The following is a 19,380-nucleotide window of genomic DNA, read 5'->3' as shown; positions in this document are numbered from 1 at the left end:
AGCCATTCCTTAAGGAGTGGCTTTTTTCGTACGATATCTACATTAGAAAATAGTTGGTATCATGCCCCCATCCATACGGATCGGAGAACCTTTAAATGCAGAGGCATAGGGACTACATACAAATGCTGCTAGTCTGCCAATTTCATAAGGTTTAATAAATCGCTGTATTTCAGATTGCGGTAAGTTTGTAGTCATGAATTTTTTTCTTTCTCTGAAAATGTTAACTCTTCATCTGAGTACATCCCATCAATGATTTGCTGCACATTTTCAGAGAGTGTTGGTCCTGGCATGATAGTATTGACTGTAACTTCTGTTCCTATTGTTAATTTAGATAGGCTTTTTGACAAAGATAATAGCATTGATTTTGTCATTGCATACTGTGGCATTTGCGCTGAGGGCATTATTGCTTCTTCACTGGCTATGAAGATCACTCGGCCATAATTGTAGTTTAACATTTTTGGTAAATAAAATTTTGTTAACCCATTTGCAGCAAGAACATTAGTACGGATGTATTTTTCAAATATTTCATCGTCATCGTCCTCATAGCTCATAATTTCATAAATCCCCATATTATTAACTAAGATATCGATATTGGGGTATTTAGCAAATAAAGCTTCTCTTTGCTCCAAATTGACAATATCGGCAGTAGCATTCTGCGGAGAAGTTGCCGGGAAATTTTGATTTAATTTCATTTACAGTTTGTTCTACCTTTTCATAGTTCCGTCCATTTATGAGTACATTAACACCTTCGTTGGCAAGTTCAAAGGCGATGGCTTTACCAATACCTTTCGTAGATCCTGTAATTAAGGCTGTCTTAGTGTTTAATCCCATATCCATATTTCATTTCTCCTTTTAATACGGCGCTTATTAGTAGTTTCTCAAGAACAGTTCTGTGCACCGGCAGTATTTATACTATCTTACCGGGATTATTCAGTAACTAGTGTCTTGCGCCAAACTTCTTGTTTAACACGCCAATTTGAAGGAGTATCTCCTTCCCAAAGTCGTAAGGCACGGTAGAACGAGTTCTGATCTTCATATCCGATCAAGAAAGCCACCTCTTTAACATCGAGGGAAAGATCTGCTAAATACGCTCGCGCCTGCTCACGTCTAGCTTCTGTCAGTAACTGCTTGAAGCTCGTATTTTCTCCAGTAAGCCTCCGCTGTAAGGAACGAGCACTCATCCTTAGCTCTTTAGCAACGGTTTGAATCTCGGGTTGACCTCCGCTAAGGCAACTTTTCATAATCCATTTGACCCTTTCAGTTATTGAGTGACTGCTCTGTTGTTCAGCAAGTGTCCGATCTAAAACGGGAGTCAGAATCTCTAGCGACTCTTCGTTATACGAGATAAAGGGCAGCTGCAAATCACTTCGTCGTAGTGTTGTTAAGCGGTTAGTCTCAGCACCGATCTGAATTCGACAGCCGAAAAAAGCTTCAAGAACCTGTAAATTCCCTATGGGTTGTGAAAATTCTACAAGCTTGTTATATGTTTACCAGTTCCCCGCCGCCCAAGCTCCACTAAAAACGCCAGAGTAAGGGCAAGCAGCAGAGGTGGACCGGAATGCTTGGGATGCTGCCAATATAATTCGATTCTTGGGCGGTTATCCCTAATTGAATTAATCCTGTCCAAAATCCGGGAAGGATTTTAATGAAGTCAGAGGGATGAGACTGCATCTATATGTACCTCCTTTAGCATAATCGAATGATCAAAGGGCTACCTCGCGGCAGCCCTCTCATGATATATCACTATTTTCCCTTTAGCATAGCAAGAAGAAAATCTCTTACTTATTCATTACTTAGCATTCAAGCAAGCACGGGCAAGCAGCTCAAACGAATGCAACCGTTTCTCATAGTCTGGAATCATAGTAACGATAATGAATTCATCAATTCCATACAAATGAGATAAGTGTTCCAGCTTTTCTTTAATACTTTCAGGTGTGCCTATCAGCAGCTTACGATCCAAGAGCTTGGACCTCTCTTCGGCTGAACCTTCTTGTTGGAACAATGTCATACCCGATGAGGCAAGGCGTTTTGCCTCCTCCTCCGTCTCGGCGCAAATCACGCCAACAGCAACAATTGCCCGCGGAACAGATGAATTTGAAGTAGGAGCAAAAGCTTCTCGATAAGCCTGCAAAATCTCCTCTCCAGGTACATCGCTCATGAATTGTCCAAACACATAGCCTGCTCCAAACTCAGCAGCATATGCCGCACTCTTCTTATTCGTACCTAGCAGCCACAACTCAGGTGATTCAGGCGGGATTGGGCGGGCGGTTATCTGACGTCCTTCATAGGAATAGTTCCCCTCTAATAACTCGGTGACTCCCTTAAGTAGCTCCGGCATTTTCCAGACATTTTCGAGAAAATTCCCGCTAAGCGCTAAGCTAACTTCAGCAACACCGCCTGGAGCCCGGCCCAACCCAAGGTCGATGCGCCCCGGATACAAACTGGCCAGCAAATGAAAAGACTCTACCACCTTTAGCGGCTTATAGTGTGGCAGCAATAACGCTCCCGAGCCGATGCGGATATGCTGTGTTTTCGCTCCAATATGCGATAAAAGCACTTCTGTCGCTGTACACGCTAAGCCCGGCATATCATGATGTTCGGCAACCCAATACCGGGTATATCCCAGTCTTTCAGCTGTTTGAGCCAGTTTCACTGCTTGTCCCAACGCAAAACTTGCATCCACATTATCAAATACAGGCACGAGATCCAATACGCTAAGTTTAATCGATGTCGCTGTCATGGCTACGTCCTTCTCTAGGGTTCCTATAAAATTCAATCATATCGATAAAAGTAACCTTGTAATTACCGGTAACCGCAGCGAGATCATACATTTGTCCATGGCCGTCTTCTTTGGACGCAAATACAATATCATGCCGCAGCTTGTCCATAATCATTTTGCCGATGAACTGGTGCTCGTACTCTGCATATTTCTTTTTGAACTCTTCATTAAATTCCCACAGGTCCTGGTAAGATCGTTCAAGCATTGCATTTACCAAAGTCAGTTCTTTGCCCTCTTTTTGTACCGCTACGTAATAATTCCCTCGTTCATCCTTGATTAAGTCCTTATACAACTCAACGTTCAAAGTTAACGTCTCCTCTCTGATTACCTAACGGATAAATGTCCTGTGGAACTTATCCTTACAAGCTTGAAGTCAGTACTGTTGGCTCTGTAGTAATTTGTACGTTTCCTGCTACAGCTCTGGAGATCATACAGGAGTCTTCTGCTTTGTGGGCAATACGAATTGCTTTTTCAATATCGTCCTCTGACGCATCTTTAGTAAGTGTGATGATAGGTGAATGCTTGATCGCTTCATATGTAAAAATATTATTGGTTACATCCACTGTCGCCTCTGACGTTAACGTCAGGCTGGAAGTCGTAAGCCCTGATCGCTCCATCATAGCTGCAAGTGTAATGAGATAGCAGGTTGCCGCGGCACCCAGAAGCATTTCATCCGGATTCGTTCCAACTCCGGGTCCTCCCATTTCCTTAGGAATGGAGATTTGAGTCTTGAGCTGGCCCGCTTCAATTGTTCCGTCACTGTTACGACCGCCGTTCCATACTGCATTTAAAATAAATGGGTGCTTCATTTCTAGATGTCCTCCCTATGTTTATCATGCTGAAATTTATTTTTCATCTGATACTTTACATGCTAACATAGAAGAATGAAGCGAACAAACAGGATCAGGTCTAGTTGTTAAGCAAGTTTCTCAATAAATTAAAGTCAGGAGGCTCTATCATCATGATCAACGAAACGGATATCAAACATCTTAAGCGCTGTATTGAAATTGCCCAATCTGCTCTCGAAGCTGGGGACGAGCCTTTCGGCTCCATCCTGGTTTCAGCAAGTGGAGAAGTCTTGGCTGAAGACAGCAACCATGTAGGCGGTGGTGATCATACTCAGCACCCGGAATTCGCATTGGCCCGCTGGGCGGCTCAAAATATGTCACTGGAAGAACGCAATCAGGCTACTGTGTATACTTCGGGAGAGCATTGCCCTATGTGCGCAGCGGCTCATGGTTGGGTTCAATTAGGACGAATTGTATATGCGAGCTCTTCGCAACAATTATCACAGTGGTTAAGCGATATGGGCGTTGCAGCATCACCCGTCCGTAATTTGAGTATTCAAGAGGTTATCCATGATGCGGTCGTTGATGGCCCTGTACCGGATCTGGCAGAACAAGTATGGGAACTTCATCGGCAATTCCACGGAAAAAGACAACCATAGACTTTATCAGAATTCATCAGTTGATTCTCATATAAAAAAGAACCTTTTAATAAAGGTTCTTTTTTATATCCTAATCCCTTTTATTATTCTTAATTATTTCACTGAATCAGTCAGGGAAATTAGTATTTTGAACATGGAGGCGATTCGGCAATGTCAATAAAGAAACATCTAAACTTTGTGGGGTATAAACTATAGTTGCTATATATACAGAGTCCTAAAGTTCTTATACCATTAAATTTGTAAGCGATTAACTTTATAGGAGGAAATGACTTGACAAAGCCTGTGCAACCTAATGAACCTCTCGTAACTCATATTTATACTGCGGATCCTTCCGCTCATGTATTTGAAGGAAAAATTTATATTTATCCTTCTCATGACCTGGATCACGATATGATCTCTAATGACAACGGAGACCAATACAATATGGAGGATTACCATGTTCTATCTATTGATGGAGATGGTTCCCCTTGTATTGACCATGGTGAAGTGCTTCACGTAAAGGATGTTCCATGGGCTAAGCAGCAAATGTGGGCTCCGGATGCAGCATACAAAAACAATACCTACTATTTGTTTTTCCCAGCCAGAGACCATGACGATATTTTCCGAATCGGGGTTGCCACCTCAGCTTCACCTTCCGGACCATTTACACCTGAACCGAACTATATTCCCGGCAGTTATAGCATTGATCCCGCCGTTTTCGTTGATGATGACGGAAAATCGTATATATACTTTGGTGGTCTTTGGGGAGGACAACTTGAAAAATGGCAAACCGGCTCATTTGTTGCGGATGCCGAGGGACCGGCTGAAACAGCACCAGCTCTTGGACCTATCGTAGCTGAGCTGAGCGAGGACATGCTAAGCTTTGATGGTGAGCCTAGAGAAATATCTATCATCGATGCAAATGGAAATCCGATTCTTGCAGGAGATGAAGAGAGAAGATATTTTGAAGGTCCATGGGTACATAAATATAACGGTTATTATTATCTTTCTTATTCCACGGGTACTACCCATAACATTGTATACGCTATCAGTAAAGATCCGCTTGGGCCTTATGTATATCAAGGAAAAATACTTTCACCAGTACTAGGCTGGACTACACACCATTCTATTGTTCAGTTTAAAGAGAAATGGTATTTATTTTATCATGACAGTTCTTTGTCTGGAGGTGCTGATAACAAGCGTTCAGTAAAATATACAGAGCTGAAATACAATGATGACGGCACTATTCAAACCATCCATCCTTAATTTATATTGAAAAGAGCTGCATACTGTAGTTCACAGGAGGGGAAATAAGATGCCAATGACACAACAAGGTGCTTATTATACGGGCGAATATCGCAATTTCTTTAAGGAGATTGGCTTTTCTGAAGATGAAATCAATACTAAACTCGAAGAAACTTGGAATGATTTATTTTACGGAGATCCGAACGTACGAATCTACTATCCACAAGACGAGGATAAAAGCTATATTCTAGATACAGGTAATCTAGATGTTCGGTCCGAAGGTATGTCCTACGGGATGATGATGGCCGTTCAAATGAATAAAAAAGATGAGTTTGATCGTTTATGGAACTTCTCCAAGACGTTTATGCAGCACAAAGAAGGTCGTTATGCCGATTACTTTGCTTGGCACTGCAAGCCTGACGGTACAAGGATTTCTCAGGGACCTGCACCGGACGGAGAAGAGTTTTTCGCCATGGCTCTGTTTTTTGCCTCAAAACGTTGGGGGAACGGTCCGGATCCTTATAATTATTCTGAGCAAGCCCGAACGATATTGCATGCTTGTGTACATAAAACTGAAACAGGAGCTGGCGACTCCATGTGGGACGCGGAAACGAAATTGATCAAGTTCGTACCAGAATCTGACTTCAGTGATCCATCTTACCATCTCCCCCATTTCTATGATTTGTTCTCACTGTGGGCTGATGAAGATGACCGTATATTTTGGCGTGAAGCGGCGGAAGCCAGCCGCGCATATCTTCACACTGCATGCCATCCTATAACTGGCCTTGCTCCCGAATATGCCAATTTTAACGGCACTCCGGCAGAACCCCAGCCTCATGGTGATTTTAGCCATTTTTTCAGCGATGCTTACCGGGTAGCAGCTAATATCGGTCTGGATTGGGCTTGGTTCCAAAAGGACATTTGGCAAGTAGAACAATGCAACCGGATTCAGGCTTTTTTCAGGAATATCGAAGTTTCCGATTACCGGCGTTATACCATTGAGGGACAGCCATTCGACGAACTGGCACTGCATCCGACAGGTCTTTTAGCGACCAATGCTATGGCTTCCCTTGCTTCTAATGGACCGGAGGCAGAGCATTTTATACGTTTGTTTTGGGATACACCATTGCGTACTGGACTTCGTCGTTATTATGACAACTGTCTGTACTTCTTTAGTTTACTGGCTTTAAGTGGAAATTACCGAATTTATTGAAGGAATGATAAGATGATTTTCACGCAAAAAAGAACCTTAATCATAAGGTTCTTTTTTGCTTTTGAACATACAGGTGCTCTGAAATTATTTAATAACTACATATTCCAAATTCACAAGTTTTGCGTAAGCAATAATTTGGTCTGTAGTAAGTGTCAATGAAACAACGGTATGGTGACCGCCGCCATTTTCGATCCAAGCTTTAACCCCGTCTTCGAAGTTTGGTTTAACATTCCAAAGCACACGAGCTACTGGAAGGTTTGGAGCTGGAACAGTTGGTTCAAAGGCAGTAACTTCATTGATCAAGAGTTTGTAATGAGTGCCAAAGTCAGCCATGGAAACTACTACACCGTCTCCTGCTTTACCGTCAAATACTAAACGGGCTGGATCGTCTTTACCACCAATACCTAGTGGAGACACGATGATTTTTGGTTTGTTGCTTGCCAAAGTAGGATCTACTTCTAGCATATGGGATTGAAGAATAGATTCTTGTCCAACCGTCAATTCATAAGTGTAATCTTCCATAAAGCCAGTGGATTGGTTATGGCTCATCACTTTTAGCAAGCGGTCAAGTGCTGCTGTCTTCCAATCGCCTTCCCCAGCAAAACCATAACCTTGCGCCATCAGACGTTGAACAGCTAGTCCTGGAAGTTGTTTCATGCCATGCAAATCTTCGAAGTTCGATGTGAAGGCATTGTAGCCACCCTGATCAAGGAAACGTTTAATAGCGATTTCATAGCTTGCTTGAACTCTTACACTAGCTTCCCAAGCTTCTTTGCTGTTAGTACCATAATCAAATTCATACAGATCTGCATATTCAGCGAACAAGGCGTCGATTTCTTCTTCTTTAACTTCATTAATGATTTGTACAAGATCACCAATACCGAAGTAGTCCACAGTCCAGCCAAATTGAATTTGGGCTTCAACTTTATCTCCTTCAGTAACACCAACGTTACGCATGTTATCTCCAAAACGGGCAACCTTGATGTTAAAGCTTTCGTTGTAAGCAACGGCTACGTCCATCCATGCTGCAATTTGCTTTTGAACTTCAGGACGTTCCCAATAACCTACAACCACTTTATTTTGTTTGTTCAATCGTGCATTAATGAAACCATATTCACGGTCACCATGGGCCGCCTGGTTAAGGTTCATGAAATCCATATCAATGGTTGCCCAAGGAATACTTTCATTATATTGCGTAGCCAGATGAAGCAATGGCTTTTGCAGCATTTTTGTTCCGCGAATCCACATTTTTGCAGGCGAGAATGTATGCATCCAAGTGATAACACCGGCAACCTCGTCACGGTAGTTAACTTCTTTCATGATGTTTGTGATTTTATCTGCGCTGACAGCCAAATCCTGCAATACTAGTGGGTATGGCAAAACTCCGCTTTTATTCAAAGCATCTGTCATTGTTTGTGCGTGTGCTTTAACTTCAGCCAATGCTTCTTCACCATAAAGATGTTGTGAACCTACGACGAACCAAAATTCTTTTGCTACTGCTGTTGACATATACATCCTCTTTTCGTTTTTTTATAGATTTGTTTAGTTATTTTTGTCCGTAATAAGCGTCTTTTCCATGTTTGCGCAAGTAATGTTTATCTAAAATACGTTGTGGCAATTCCTCGGCAAAATGGTTCAGTTCTCTTGCAAATAAATTCATTTTGGATACTTCATCCAAGACTACGCTGTTCATTACCGCTGATTTTGCATCTTTTCCCCAAGTAAAGGGTCCGTGTCCTTTAAGTAAAACACCAGGAACCGCCATAATATCTATCCCGCGTTGTTCAAAGGTCTCGATGATCACATTACCTGTTTCGGCTTCGTACCCCCGATCGATTTCCTCTTGCGTCAAGAACCTAGCACAAGGAATGGAACCATAGAAGGTATCTGCATGCGTCGTTCCCATAACAGGAACATCCAGTCCTGCTTGAGCCCAGATAGTTGCCCAAGTGGAATGCGTATGCACAATCCCGCCGATTTCGGAGTAATGCTTGTAAAGCACTGCGTGAGTAGGTGTATCGGATGAAGGTCTCATATCACCTTCAACCACATTACCATCGAGATCAACAACGACCATGTCACTGGCTTTCATTGTGTCGTAGCCTACACCACTTGGTTTGATTACGAATAAGCCACTTTCGCGATCAATCGCACTCACATTTCCCCATGTATATTTAATAAGACCTTGTTTCGGTAATTCTAGATTGGCTTGAAAAACCTCTTCTTTAAGCTGCTCTAACATCTTGCTCCCTCCATTCTTACACTAAATTGTCGACGGCGGACTGTTCAATTGCCAGACCTTTTTTATATCGTTCAATAAAGGTATCAAACCCTTTTATGTCAGCTGCATCTGGATGGATTTCTTCACCCTTTACATCTTTGAACACTTTTTGATCGAGGAAGTCTTCTAAGCTCTCTTCCCCATTCTTGTTCATCATGTAAGAGGCGAGAATAGCCATGCCCCATGCACCGCCTTCTCCAGCGGTCGTCATTACGGAAACTGGCACATTTATTGATGCAGCCATCATTTTTTGGCCCACTACCGGAGTCTTAAATAAACCACCGTGACCTAAAATACTATCAATGGCAACATTCTCTTCCTTCATCAAAATGTCCGTTCCGATTCTCAAAGCTCCAAATGCAGTAAACAAATGCGTTCGCATAAAATTAGCCAGATTGAATTTGCTTTCCGGCGAGCGGACAAATAGTGGACGGCCTTCATCAAGCCCGGTAATATTCTCACCTGAGAGATAACCATAGCTGAGTAATCCACCGCCATCTGGGTCCGCTTCCAATGCTTTATTTAGAAGCACGCTGTACAATTTATTGGAATCAACTTTGTGTCCCATTGCTTCATAGAACTCGCGGAATAATCCGAGCCAGGCGTTGAGGTCACTTGAACAGTTATTCGCATGCACCATACCAACTGGACTTCCGTTCGGAGTAGTAACCATATCGATTTCTGGATACACCTTGGAAAGTTCTTTTTCTAAAACGATCATGGCAAAAACAGAGGTTCCTACTGAGACATTCCCTGTGCGTTTTCTCACGCTATTCGTAGCAACCATTCCGGTTCCGGCATCTCCTTCAGGAGGGCTAAGCGGAATACCTGCTTGTAAATGCAACGATGGATCCAGAATTTTAGCTCCCATTTCAGTTAAAACACCTGCTTGCTCCCCTGCTACATACACCTTAGGAAGTAGATCAATTGTCTTCCACGGATAACCTTTGCTCGCAACAAGTTCATCGAACTGCTGTATCATGGATGCGTTATAATTTCCTGTGGATTCATCAATTGGGAACATGCCCGATGCATCCCCAACACCAAGTGCTTTATTTCCAGTTAATAGCCAATGAATGTATCCTGCTAGCGTAGTAACATAACGAATTTGTGGCACATGTTCTTCTTCATTCAAAATTGCCTGATAAAGATGAGCAATGCTCCAGCGTTCTGGAATATTAAACCCAAACAGTTCAGTCAATGCTTTAGCTGCTGCACCCGTTGTAGCATTACGCCAAGTCCGGAATGGAACCAGCAGTTTATTTTGTTCGTCAAAAGCCATGTATCCATGCATCATTGCAGAAAAACCGATTGAACCAACCGTTTGAAGGGTAATTCCGTAATTCCGTGCCACTTCTTCCTTCATTTCGCGGTAGGCGTCTTGCAGGCCTTTCATAATATCTTCCAAGTTGTACGTCCAAATGCCGTCCTTCAACTGATTTTCCCATTCGTAACTTCCAGAAGCGATCGTTTGAAAGCTAAGATCAATAAGTACAACTTTGATACGCGTGGACCCAAATTCAATACCAAGCGAAGTTTCTCCCTTATTAATCGCTTGCTCGATACTTAATCGATTCGATATCACGTTTGTCACCTCTCTGATAGCGCTTTTTTAAAAGGTCATGATAAGAATTAGCTTTCTTAATTGACAGCTATAGTATAATTTTTTGTACGTACATTTGTCAATTGAATAGTTATATATACATACAAATATGGAGATAATAATGATTTAACTCTATATTATGTAGCGTATTACGCTTTATAAATACTATATTTTTACAAATATTCATATAAAAAGAGCCCCTTTCTATTTATTTCGCAGTCATGCTATAATTTGTACATACAAATTTACCGAATTAACGAAAAACTTAGCGAACAAGTATGGAAAGAGGAATTACATGAAACCTAAGTATCAAGTGATCATAGATGATATTAAAAGTAAAATCCTGTCGGGAGATTACAACGTAGGAGAACAAATCCCAACTGAATCTTCATTACAATCGATGTACGAAGTTAGCAGACAAACTGTTCGAAAAGCTATTTTAGAACTATCCAACGAAGGTTTTCTACGAAGCGAAAAAGGCTCTGGTACATATGTCAGCAATCAATATCGATCAAAGAACAGCGGGAGTTCTCATAAGAAGACGATCGGTGTAATCACGACTTACATATCCGACTATATATTTCCCTCCATTATCCGCGGGATCGAAAGCCGAATGAATGAGGATAATTATTCTCTTCTATTGGCTAGTACGAATAACGATGTTGCGCAAGAAAAAAAAGCGCTGGAAATGATGCTGTCCTACGGCGTAGATGGTTTAATTATTGAACCGACTAAAAGTAATCTATATAACCCAAATATTGCTTACTACTTATCGTTTAAAGAGCAGGATATTCCTATTATTATGATCAATGCTTTTTATGAAGAAATAGAACTGCCCTATCTTTGTCTTGATGACGTGCAGTCCAGCTATCTGGCAACAAGAGAATTAATAACCAAAGGACACACCCAGATAGGGCTTATTGCAAAAATGGATGATTTGCAGGGGAAATATCGGATGAAAGGCTATATTAAAGCGCTCGAAGAAGCTAAATTACGGTTTTATCCAGAACAGATTTTTTCATTTAACACGGAGACAAAACAGACACTTTCTACTGATTTAAAGGATTTTCTAAATAAAAATAGAGAGACGCTTACTGCTATTGTTTGTTATAACGACGAAGTCGGATTGGAAGTAGTCCATGCCTGCAGACAACTGGATATCACTATTCCCGAGGAATTATCGATTATTGGACAAGACAATTCCTATATCGCTAAGAACGCGAACATCAAACTAACCACTTTGACACACCCGCAAGAAACTATGGGACGAGATGCAGCGGATTGGGTGATTAAGAAACTGCAAGGTAAAAAAGATCTGCAAAGCAACACTTATTATCAGCCTGTGTTAATTGAAGGTGAAACTGTGTTTGAAAGATAGGATCATTTTGAAACTAAGAAGAACAAATACCCCCTATCCTTATTGATAGGGGGCATTTGTTCTTCTATTACAGGGTAATCGTGTGCGGTTTTACATCAGGATCATGACTAGCTAAAGCGGCTATACAGTTCGGTTGACGGGTCATTTCTTTTACCCATTTAAGGGATTGATAGGCCTGTTTTTTATTTACGCTAATGCCGGGAATGATTAACTTTTCCCATGACTTTGTCGCATATCTAGTATCCGCGACAAGGAGCACGTAGTCTTCGTAATCATTTTTTACCATTAATGAAGTAAGACCTCTACTATGACCTGGTGACCAAATTAACTGCAGACTTCCGTATTTTAATGAATCAAAAGAACGTTTCATAGGTCCGATGCCGGAATCGATAAATTCAAAAGGCTGTAAATTAATCCCTTCCCATTGCTTCGAGTTGTATCTTATTGCTCTACTCCAGCCTTTACTAGCCTCCAACTCTTCACTGCTGACCAGAATATTGTTCGCTTCCTTGACCAGTTGTAGTCTTCCGGCATGATCCCCGTCCAGATGGCTTAGAATGATATAATCTAAATCTTTGGAAGTATACCCTAAAGATAAAAGCTGTTCGTCTACCGCTTGTCCTGCCGGTATGAAGTACATGAATTAAATCATTTTAATTTACCACATTCTTCTATAATTTCTTTGTCTAGCTGATTTACTTCTATGGGCTTAAATTTTGCTTTGCCCGGCAACTTGCTCAATTGTACATGATTTTTTTAGGATTAATTCATCGGTAAAGAAAATCGAGACCATTGAATTGTATAGTCAAAAAAACTGATCTATCGCTCAATCTCACATCCGATCCTCGTAATGCAAGCCACCCTGCTCGTTTCTGTAAAGACCAATCGACTTTTTTAGCATTACGAATAAAATTCCAGCTCATTCCTAGAGTGGACTGATTGAAATCATCGGTCTCAGGCTCGTCTTCCCATAGTACTGGTGCAGGTGTGTCAGCTTCCATTACTAATCCAACAACACCGTTATCACCAATCATCGGCCATCCATCCTCACTCCATTGGACTGGAGCCAGGAATGTTTCTCTGCCAAGATGATGACGGTAAGGATACCCTACCGGCCGAGTTCCTAGAAATACTGCCCACCAGCTACCATCCTGTGCTTCAACAAGATCGCCATGACCTGTAGCTTGAATAGGATAATCCGAGCTTCGATGACTCAAAATAGGATTTCGGGGAGAGGATTCATATGGTCCATAGGGTGATCTACTTCTTGCTATAGTCTCCATATGGCCATATTCCGTCCCGCCTTCTGCACACATTAAATAATAGTAGCCGTTTACCTTATATAGATGGGGTCCTTCAGGGAATTTACCGCCACTGCCTGTCCATATCAAGTTGGAATCACTAAGCTTATGGCCTGTTTCGATATCAATCTCACATTGGTAAATTCCCATGCCATCCTTGTTTCCAGTGCTTGTAAAGTACACTTTTCCCTCGTCAAAAAATAAGGATGGATCAATTCCTTCCTGATCCACATAGATCGGATCCGACCATTCACCTGCTGGATCTTCTGTCCAAACATAAAAGTGTCCACCGCTATCCTGATTCGTCGTCACCATGTAGAATCTACCGTTATGATGACGAATGGTCGGTGCCCACACTCCTCCAGACACGACCGATTTATCAAATTGAAGCTGGGAATCACGCGTCAAACAATATCCGAGCTGCTTCCAATGGACTAAATCTTTACTATGCCAAATGGGTATTCCCGGGACGTAAGCAAATGAACTGTTTACCAAATAATAATCCTCGCCTACTCTGCAAATGCTTGGATCTGGATAAAAACCTGGTAATATCGGATTATTATATTTCATGAAACATTCTCCTTTTGTTGAACAATTGCGGCTATATCATGGATTATACTCCACTTGCTAAACGATAAACCTTGATTATTCGGTCGTAAAATAGCATGATATAGACATTCATCTAGACATGCTTTTGGAGGGTAACGAATTGAGTGAATTTTATTTAAATTGGTTTACATCGGATCAGAAATTCCCATTCTTTATTCAGTACGGCTTTCACGACAACGATACTGACCTTCACAAACATGTGGATTTCTCAGAGCTTGTAATCGTCTTGAGTGGCACTGCTACTCATATTGTAAATACCGAAGAATCATTCATTAAGAAAGGGAATGTCTTTGTTATTAACGGTTCAACCCCGCATGCTTTTAAAGATCCTCAGGATTTTAAGATCTGCAATATTATGTACAAGCCCGAAATGCTGTCAATAGCTGGATCGGATCTGCGGACTTCGAACGGCTTTCAGGCGTTGTTTGTATTGGAACCGTTGTATCGTCATAAACACGCCTACACTAGTAAATTAAGCTTGCCTATTCCTATGCTTGAATACGTCACCTCCCTCATTGCCGGTATGATTGAAGAATATAGCAACAGACGACACCCTTCTCCTATCTTCATCGTATGTGTCTGGAACGGGCTTGCAGCTTGCTGAAGCATTCTGACTTCAGTATTACTCAAATCTCACACGAAAGCGGGTTTAGCGATAGCAATTATTTCACACGACAATTTACCAAAACCTACGGTATGTCTCCTAAGGCCTATCGAAAGAAGTCATAAAGGAACAGACTTAATACAACAATAAGCCCTCAAAAGAGGACTTATTGTTTACTCATTCGTTCAATTTTTTCATCCATCCGTTCCAATACTCTATTCATCTCTTCCATTTTAGATAAGAGTTGCTTCCGCTGCTCAATTAGGAGTTCAACTCTAGCATGATTAGCCTCATCCCCCTGTCTATACAATTCAACATATTTAATCAAGATCTCAACGGGAAGTCCAATGCCTCGCATACATTTGATATGTTCTATCCACCTGCAGTCTTCTTCCGAATAGTCTCTATTTCCACTTTTATTGCGATTCACGTGTGGAATAATACCGATGCGTTCATAATAGCGGAGCGTATCCGGTGACAGATTGAATTTTTCACTTACTTCTGAAATAGTCATCCTTTCGTTATCCTCCGATACTCGGTATTAATTAAAACCAATGATTGGGTGAGGTGTATAAGGTTCTTCTAAGAACATAATTTCTTGCGGTGTTAACGTAAGCGATAGCGCTCCTACAGCATCTTCAAGATGTGATGTTTTCGTAGCACCAATAATAGGAGCGGTAACCGGTTCTTTCTGAAGTAACCATGCAAGGGCGATATGAATCCGCGGAACACCATGTTTTTCGGCGATCGCAGCTACTCGCTCCACTACTAATCGATCTGCATCTGCAGTTCCATCATATTTTGATTTTTGTATTTGATCGGTCTCTGAACGGTGTGTCGTTACTGCCCAATCGCGAGTTAATCTTCCGGAAGCCAGCGGACTGTAAGGAATAACACCGATTTTTTCTTCCTTACAAAGTGGCAACATCTCGCGCTCTTCTTCACGGTAGATAAGGTTGAGGTGATTCTGCATCGATACAAACCGAGTCCAACCATTCTTTTCCGCTACATATAAAGCTTTTTGAAATTGCCAAGCATACATAGCTGAAGCACCAATATATCTCGCTTTACCCGCCTTAACAATATCATGAAGAGCCTCCATCGTTTCCTCGATAGGTGTGTGATAATCCCAGCGATGAATCTGGTACAAATCCACATAATCAGTTCCTAATCTTTTAAGACTCTTGTCAATCTCACTCATGATTGCTTTTCTGGAGAGCCCCGCACCATTCGGTCCTTCGTGCATACGATTGTAGACCTTAGTCGCTAGGACAATTTCATCTCGATTAGCATAATCCCTAATAGCTCGTCCGAGAATCTCTTCACTAGTTCCGTCTGAATACACATTAGCCGTATCAAAAAAATTAATTCCGAGCTCAAGGGCTTTTTTTATGATCAGCCGGCTCTGCTCCTCATCAAGCACCCATTTATGAATCCAACGTTCGGCTACCCCGAAGCTCATACAGCCTAGACACAGCCTTGATACATCTAGGCCGGTATTACCAAGTTTCACATAGTCCATTTAATGATTCCTCTCTTTGGCTAGATAATAATATTCATTTGCTGATATCTGCTATTATTTCACTTGGAGTTCACTCCAAGTCAAGCCCTTTATGAAACTAACTGCCTTAAGCCCCGTTCACTCGCCCTTTTCAGAAAGAATGGTGTCCTAAAGTTTTTTTGTTCCATAGAATAGCTTAATGATGTTTTTGGAGTTCTACTTGGTCAAAAGAGGTGAGCCGATGAGTTTTTCTATGAACGGGGAAACGCCCCATGGATATTACCGAAATATCTTGGAACTTACAACAGAATGGGAACAAAGTGGAATGGTCCATGAAGCTGGACATGTTGTTCCGTTTGATTTCGGTCAGGCGACCGACTTCACTGCTCCTAAAAGTATTGAAACAAACATCCATCCTGTTCTAACGCCTTATTCCTTACAGCCTTTTGGCGGCTACGTAGCTACCATCTCTAGTGGGAGGGTGTGGGGTGAATCTGGTGCTGTTCTATCTTCGGAAGGAAAGCTAATCTTTGATCTATCACAGGAATATGATGCTGTGCAAAATAGAATGCTAGAAGCAGAGGAACACCCTGTGTTCCACCAGTGGAATAATCCGAAGCTTCAACAAATAAAAGGGACCTCGGCCGTGTTGACGTTTTGTGGAAGCCATAACTATTTCCACTGGATGTATGATGTGCTCCCTCGGCTGGCGATGCTCAAAACAAGTGGAATTCCGTATACCTCTATCATCATGAATCCAAACCCTTACGGGTCATTTGTAGGTCAAACTTGGGCAATGTTAGGCATATCAGAGTCGTTAGTAATCCGGACAAATCCAGAAGCCTATTATGAAGCTGATCAGCTGCTTGTCCCTTCTTTGATGATGAATTCCCACTACCCTACATGGGCTACGGATACACTACGTAAATTTTTCCTGCCACATAGGGATATAACACTCGCCACTCCTGAGCGTATTTATATTTCTCGAAACAAAGCCAGCACTAGGCGCTTGATCAATGAAATGGAAGTTACTCGTTGCCTTGAGGAATACAGTATTCAAACCATTTATCTAGAGGATTGGACGGTTGCACAGCAAATCCAGTTATTCGCTTCGGCAAAAGTAATCTTGGGTGCACATGGGGCTGGACTGGCAAATTTGGCTTTTTGTCAAAGCGGAACTCAAGTAATTGAAATTTTTCATGATCGGCATGTCGTTCCAACGTATTGGATGATCAGCAACCATAACACTCTCGATTATTACATGATGTATGGTCAAGGCTGGCCAGATCCTGCTATTCGTTTTCCGGGATTTGAAGATATTTATGTGGATATAGATCGTCTGAAACAGACTTTACATTTAGCAGGGTTGAAGGCTTAAGACTATGTAATTTCTTATTTACTAGCTATGTTTAATCAAATTAACGACCAAATATGTGTATTAGTTATACGAGACCGTCAGAAGACGATTTACTCTGGCGTTCTTAGACATGGGCGAATTCTAACATCTCTATGACGGACACGAACACCAAGCTTCATTGTTCAGCATTTTCTCATTGAACTAAGAAGGAGTTTAGTGCAACAAATTCACTTTCACAGCGTATATTCAATTATTCCATATTTAGGGATATTCAGAGGATTGAGAGGAATGTAACTGAAGTATATCTACGGACTATTAATATTGCCCATTAGTATTTAATTCAAATCATTAGAGGTGATTTCATGAACAAATTTGGATATATATTTTTTATTGCTGCAATTATATTTTTAATATCAGGATGTCAAAAGGATGGTTCCAACGATGAAATAGCTAAAGCACAGGCGCAAGTGAGTGCTTTAGCATCATCATTTAGTATCCCTACACTAGATGGATATGAAGTTAGTTATATACAGCATAAATTTCCTCCAAAAGACAAAGAAGGCAACTTCATTGGAGATAATCAAGAAGTTTTAGTCACATATACAAAAAACAAAGGGAAGCTGGAGATGTTAACAAAGGAACAAAAAGCGTCCAATGAAAGAGAAATCATCTACGGACCTTTTCAAGGAGAAACACTCATTGAAATAACCTATACCAATAGAAAAGTTGATTTGAACGATGCTGATATTATTGATGTTAGCGGAAATCAGGTACAAAAAATAAAAAATAGTAATTATACGTTTTTAGCATTCAATGCTTCAAAAGGTTCAATCACTTTAAAATTTAACAGTTTGGATGAGGATACGATCCTTAGCATTGCCCAACAAGTAGTTAATGAAAATAAATAGGAAGACCAGGCTCGATTCATCAATTAAGTCTTCATTCAGAAAGGCGCCATTTAAGAACACCCCCACCCTCTAGCACTAACTCGTCGATTAAAAATAAGTGTTTCAGCTTTTCTACCACTACAGCAAAATCCAATCTTTCTATTCCTCCAAAAATATAAGATATTCCTAATTTCTTCAGATGAGCTAGATAAGCGTCAGATACCTCCTCCGTAAGCACTTCAACGAACTGTTACTTCCCTCTGAAATATAATTTTGGGTCCATCCTAATTCTCCAAAAGAATCCACGGCAACTGCATACTTAGCATATGGGAAATAATATAGGGTCTATCCATAAAGATTCCTTTTTATCCTACTTGAATGGTTGGACGTATAATCATTTCATTGATCGCTACACCGTAATTACAACTTTATCTCGGATTTTGGACATGATATGAAAACACCCTTTCGATAATGTATGTTGATTCATTAATGAATTATAGTCTATTATTATAAACAGTTATAGATGACATTCAATTTTACGATGTGCACGTTCTGTTCAATACTGAACAGGTTCTATAGAAATGTTCATTAATTATAGAAAGTAAGGTGAAAATTCACGTGCCTAAAGTGGATAGAAGGATTCTCAAATCACAAGAAGCACTTAAGAGGGCTGTTATAGAACTGATGTCCGAGAAGAATTTTGACGAGATTACCATACAGGAACTCTCTGACAAGGCTAATGTAAGCCGAGGAACCATTTATCTTCATTATCTGGATAAATATGATTTGTTAGATAAGCTTATCGAGGAACATATAGAAGTTCTTAGAGTACTTTGCGAATCTGCAGCGGAATTAGATTTTATCGAAGCTACGTTGAAATGGACGGAATACTTCGATCATCATTATTCTTTTTTCTCTATGATGCTGGCGAGTAAAGGCGCCCCTTATTTCCGGAATCGCTTCTTAACTTTTCTTCAAAATGAGTTTCGACATGAAGTAAATGTAACGGAAGGGATAAATCAGGGATTAAATGAGGAGATTATTATTAATTTTGTTGCATCGGCTTATGCAGGTGTAGTGGAATGGTGGTTCAAGAATGAGAAGCCTGTGACACATCAAGTCTTGGCTGAACAGCTTGGAACATTGTTAGAGCGAAATTTATAGCTTTGACAGTACGGTACAGATATAAAAAAGAG

At 41.0% G+C, this 19,380-nt stretch carries 16 protein-coding genes and 4 pseudogenes; 8 read left to right on the top strand and 12 right to left on the bottom strand.

Annotated features, from left to right (window positions below; translation table 11 throughout):
• Positions 1–42 precede the first annotated feature (42 nt).
• From NSU15_RS15005 to NSU15_RS14985, 5 genes and pseudogenes are all read right to left on the bottom strand, one after another.
• Positions 43–837, bottom strand: a pseudogene (locus tag NSU15_RS15005) (SDR family oxidoreductase).
• Between the two features lie 89 nt (positions 838–926).
• A pseudogene (locus NSU15_RS15000) lies at positions 927–1,588 on the bottom strand (helix-turn-helix domain-containing protein); the annotation flags it as partial.
• 201 nt (positions 1,589–1,789) lie between these two features.
• Positions 1,790–2,740, bottom strand: a complete 951-nt coding sequence (locus tag NSU15_RS14995) for an LLM class flavin-dependent oxidoreductase (protein ID WP_339291135.1) — start codon at positions 2,738–2,740, stop codon at positions 1,790–1,792.
• A complete protein-coding gene (locus tag NSU15_RS14990; protein WP_076121646.1) occupies positions 2,721–3,083 on the bottom strand; it encodes a hypothetical protein in 363 nt (120 codons plus the stop codon). Before NSU15_RS14990 ends, NSU15_RS14995 begins: the two co-directional genes overlap by 20 nt.
• Positions 3,084–3,138: 55 nt before the next feature.
• Positions 3,139–3,588 (bottom strand): OsmC family protein, encoded by a 450-nt coding sequence (locus tag NSU15_RS14985; protein ID WP_076121648.1) that lies wholly within the window; start codon positions 3,586–3,588, stop codon positions 3,139–3,141.
• A gap of 152 nt (positions 3,589–3,740) precedes the next feature.
• On the opposite strand from NSU15_RS14985, the gene NSU15_RS14980 reads away from it, so the two are divergent.
• The 3 genes from NSU15_RS14980 (at position 3,741) to NSU15_RS14970 (ending at position 6,663) form a co-directional block, all read left to right on the top strand.
• The gene (locus NSU15_RS14980) at positions 3,741–4,226 is read left to right on the top strand and encodes a nucleoside deaminase (RefSeq protein WP_076121649.1); all 486 of its coding nucleotides are present in this window, start codon (positions 3,741–3,743) and stop codon (positions 4,224–4,226) included.
• A gap of 270 nt (positions 4,227–4,496) precedes the next feature.
• A complete protein-coding gene (locus tag NSU15_RS14975) occupies positions 4,497–5,471 on the top strand; it encodes a glycoside hydrolase family 43 protein (RefSeq protein ID WP_076121650.1) in 975 nt (324 codons plus the stop codon).
• A gap of 49 nt (positions 5,472–5,520) precedes the next feature.
• A complete protein-coding gene (locus NSU15_RS14970; protein ID WP_076121651.1) occupies positions 5,521–6,663 on the top strand; it encodes a glycosyl hydrolase family 8 in 1,143 nt (380 codons plus the stop codon).
• Positions 6,664–6,747: 84 nt separating this feature from the next.
• Here NSU15_RS14970 and araA read toward each other — a convergent pair whose 3' ends face one another.
• Genes araA through NSU15_RS14955 form a run of 3 tightly spaced genes read right to left on the bottom strand, consistent with a single transcriptional unit; the run spans position 6,748 to position 10,529 of the window.
• Positions 6,748–8,172, bottom strand: coding sequence for an L-arabinose isomerase (araA, locus tag NSU15_RS14965; protein WP_339291130.1), 1,425 nt, complete (start codon positions 8,170–8,172; stop codon positions 6,748–6,750).
• 37 nt (positions 8,173–8,209) lie between these two features.
• A complete protein-coding gene (locus NSU15_RS14960) occupies positions 8,210–8,905 on the bottom strand; it encodes an L-ribulose-5-phosphate 4-epimerase (protein WP_076121655.1) in 696 nt (231 codons plus the stop codon).
• 16 nt (positions 8,906–8,921) lie between these two features.
• Positions 8,922–10,529, bottom strand: coding sequence for an FGGY-family carbohydrate kinase (locus NSU15_RS14955; RefSeq protein ID WP_339291127.1), 1,608 nt, complete (start codon positions 10,527–10,529; stop codon positions 8,922–8,924).
• Between the two features lie 313 nt (positions 10,530–10,842).
• On the opposite strand from NSU15_RS14955, the gene NSU15_RS14950 reads away from it, so the two are divergent.
• Positions 10,843–11,925: a GntR family transcriptional regulator gene (locus NSU15_RS14950; protein WP_339291125.1), complete on the top strand. Its 1,083-nt coding sequence runs from the start codon at positions 10,843–10,845 to the stop codon at positions 11,923–11,925.
• Positions 11,926–11,992: 67 nt separating this feature from the next.
• Here the strand turns inward: NSU15_RS14950 and NSU15_RS14945 are convergent, their stop codons facing one another.
• Complete coding sequence (locus tag NSU15_RS14945; RefSeq protein ID WP_339291123.1) at positions 11,993–12,565, bottom strand: MBL fold metallo-hydrolase; 573 nt, start codon at positions 12,563–12,565, stop codon at positions 11,993–11,995.
• Between the two features lie 175 nt (positions 12,566–12,740).
• Positions 12,741–13,796: pseudogene (locus tag NSU15_RS14940) on the bottom strand (family 43 glycosylhydrolase); the annotation flags it as partial.
• A 139-nt stretch (positions 13,797–13,935) separates the two neighbouring features.
• On the opposite strand from NSU15_RS14940, the pseudogene NSU15_RS14935 reads away from it, so the two are divergent.
• Positions 13,936–14,564: pseudogene (locus NSU15_RS14935) on the top strand (AraC family transcriptional regulator).
• Positions 14,565–14,605: 41 nt separating this feature from the next.
• Here the strand turns inward: NSU15_RS14935 and NSU15_RS14930 are convergent.
• Together NSU15_RS14930 and NSU15_RS14925 are read right to left on the bottom strand one after the other, a co-directional pair.
• Positions 14,606–14,953, bottom strand: a complete 348-nt coding sequence (locus NSU15_RS14930; protein WP_042127672.1) for a MerR family transcriptional regulator — start codon at positions 14,951–14,953, stop codon at positions 14,606–14,608.
• Between the two features lie 27 nt (positions 14,954–14,980).
• Complete coding sequence (locus NSU15_RS14925; RefSeq protein WP_042127670.1) at positions 14,981–15,961, bottom strand: aldo/keto reductase; 981 nt, start codon at positions 15,959–15,961, stop codon at positions 14,981–14,983.
• Between the two features lie 220 nt (positions 15,962–16,181).
• Between NSU15_RS14925 and NSU15_RS14920 the strand changes: the two genes are divergently transcribed.
• The 3 genes from NSU15_RS14920 to NSU15_RS14910 all read left to right on the top strand — a co-directional run bounded on the left by NSU15_RS14920 (position 16,182) and on the right by NSU15_RS14910 (position 19,348).
• Positions 16,182–17,318 (top strand): glycosyltransferase 61 family protein, encoded by a 1,137-nt coding sequence (locus NSU15_RS14920; RefSeq protein ID WP_339291120.1) that lies wholly within the window; start codon positions 16,182–16,184, stop codon positions 17,316–17,318.
• Between the two features lie 341 nt (positions 17,319–17,659).
• The gene (locus tag NSU15_RS14915; RefSeq protein WP_076118613.1) at positions 17,660–18,205 is read left to right on the top strand and encodes a hypothetical protein; all 546 of its coding nucleotides are present in this window, start codon (positions 17,660–17,662) and stop codon (positions 18,203–18,205) included.
• 597 nt (positions 18,206–18,802) lie between these two features.
• Positions 18,803–19,348: a TetR/AcrR family transcriptional regulator gene (locus NSU15_RS14910; protein WP_076118610.1), complete on the top strand. Its 546-nt coding sequence runs from the start codon at positions 18,803–18,805 to the stop codon at positions 19,346–19,348.
• Positions 19,349–19,380: the final 32 nt, after the last annotated feature.

Origin of the sequence: Paenibacillus sp. FSL E2-0201, assembly GCF_037963325.1 — a bacterium.
In the GTDB taxonomy this organism is placed as follows: domain Bacteria; phylum Bacillota; class Bacilli; order Paenibacillales; family Paenibacillaceae; genus Paenibacillus_AQ.
This window is presented reverse-complemented; position numbering and strand designations above follow the sequence as displayed.

Excerpts from the sequence above, each read along its gene's own strand:
- NSU15_RS14995 (WP_339291135.1), bottom strand. The coding sequence starts at position 2,740 with ATGACAGCGACATCGATTAAACTTAGCGTATTGGATCTCGTGCCTGTA.
- NSU15_RS14985 (WP_076121648.1), bottom strand. The coding sequence starts at position 3,588 with ATGAAGCACCCATTTATTTTAAATGCAGTATGGAACGGCGGTCGTAAC.
- NSU15_RS14980 (WP_076121649.1), top strand. The coding sequence starts at position 3,741 with ATGATCAACGAAACGGATATCAAACATCTTAAGCGCTGTATTGAAATT.
- NSU15_RS14970 (WP_076121651.1), top strand. The coding sequence starts at position 5,521 with ATGCCAATGACACAACAAGGTGCTTATTATACGGGCGAATATCGCAAT.
- araA (WP_339291130.1), bottom strand. The coding sequence starts at position 8,172 with ATGTCAACAGCAGTAGCAAAAGAATTTTGGTTCGTCGTAGGTTCACAA.
- NSU15_RS14960 (WP_076121655.1), bottom strand. The coding sequence starts at position 8,905 with ATGTTAGAGCAGCTTAAAGAAGAGGTTTTTCAAGCCAATCTAGAATTA.
- NSU15_RS14950 (WP_339291125.1), top strand. The coding sequence starts at position 10,843 with ATGAAACCTAAGTATCAAGTGATCATAGATGATATTAAAAGTAAAATC.
- NSU15_RS14945 (WP_339291123.1), bottom strand. The coding sequence starts at position 12,565 with ATGTACTTCATACCGGCAGGACAAGCGGTAGACGAACAGCTTTTATCT.
- NSU15_RS14930 (WP_042127672.1), bottom strand. The coding sequence starts at position 14,953 with ATGACTATTTCAGAAGTAAGTGAAAAATTCAATCTGTCACCGGATACG.
- NSU15_RS14925 (WP_042127670.1), bottom strand. The coding sequence starts at position 15,961 with ATGGACTATGTGAAACTTGGTAATACCGGCCTAGATGTATCAAGGCTG.
- NSU15_RS14920 (WP_339291120.1), top strand. The coding sequence starts at position 16,182 with ATGAGTTTTTCTATGAACGGGGAAACGCCCCATGGATATTACCGAAAT.
- NSU15_RS14915 (WP_076118613.1), top strand. The coding sequence starts at position 17,660 with ATGAACAAATTTGGATATATATTTTTTATTGCTGCAATTATATTTTTA.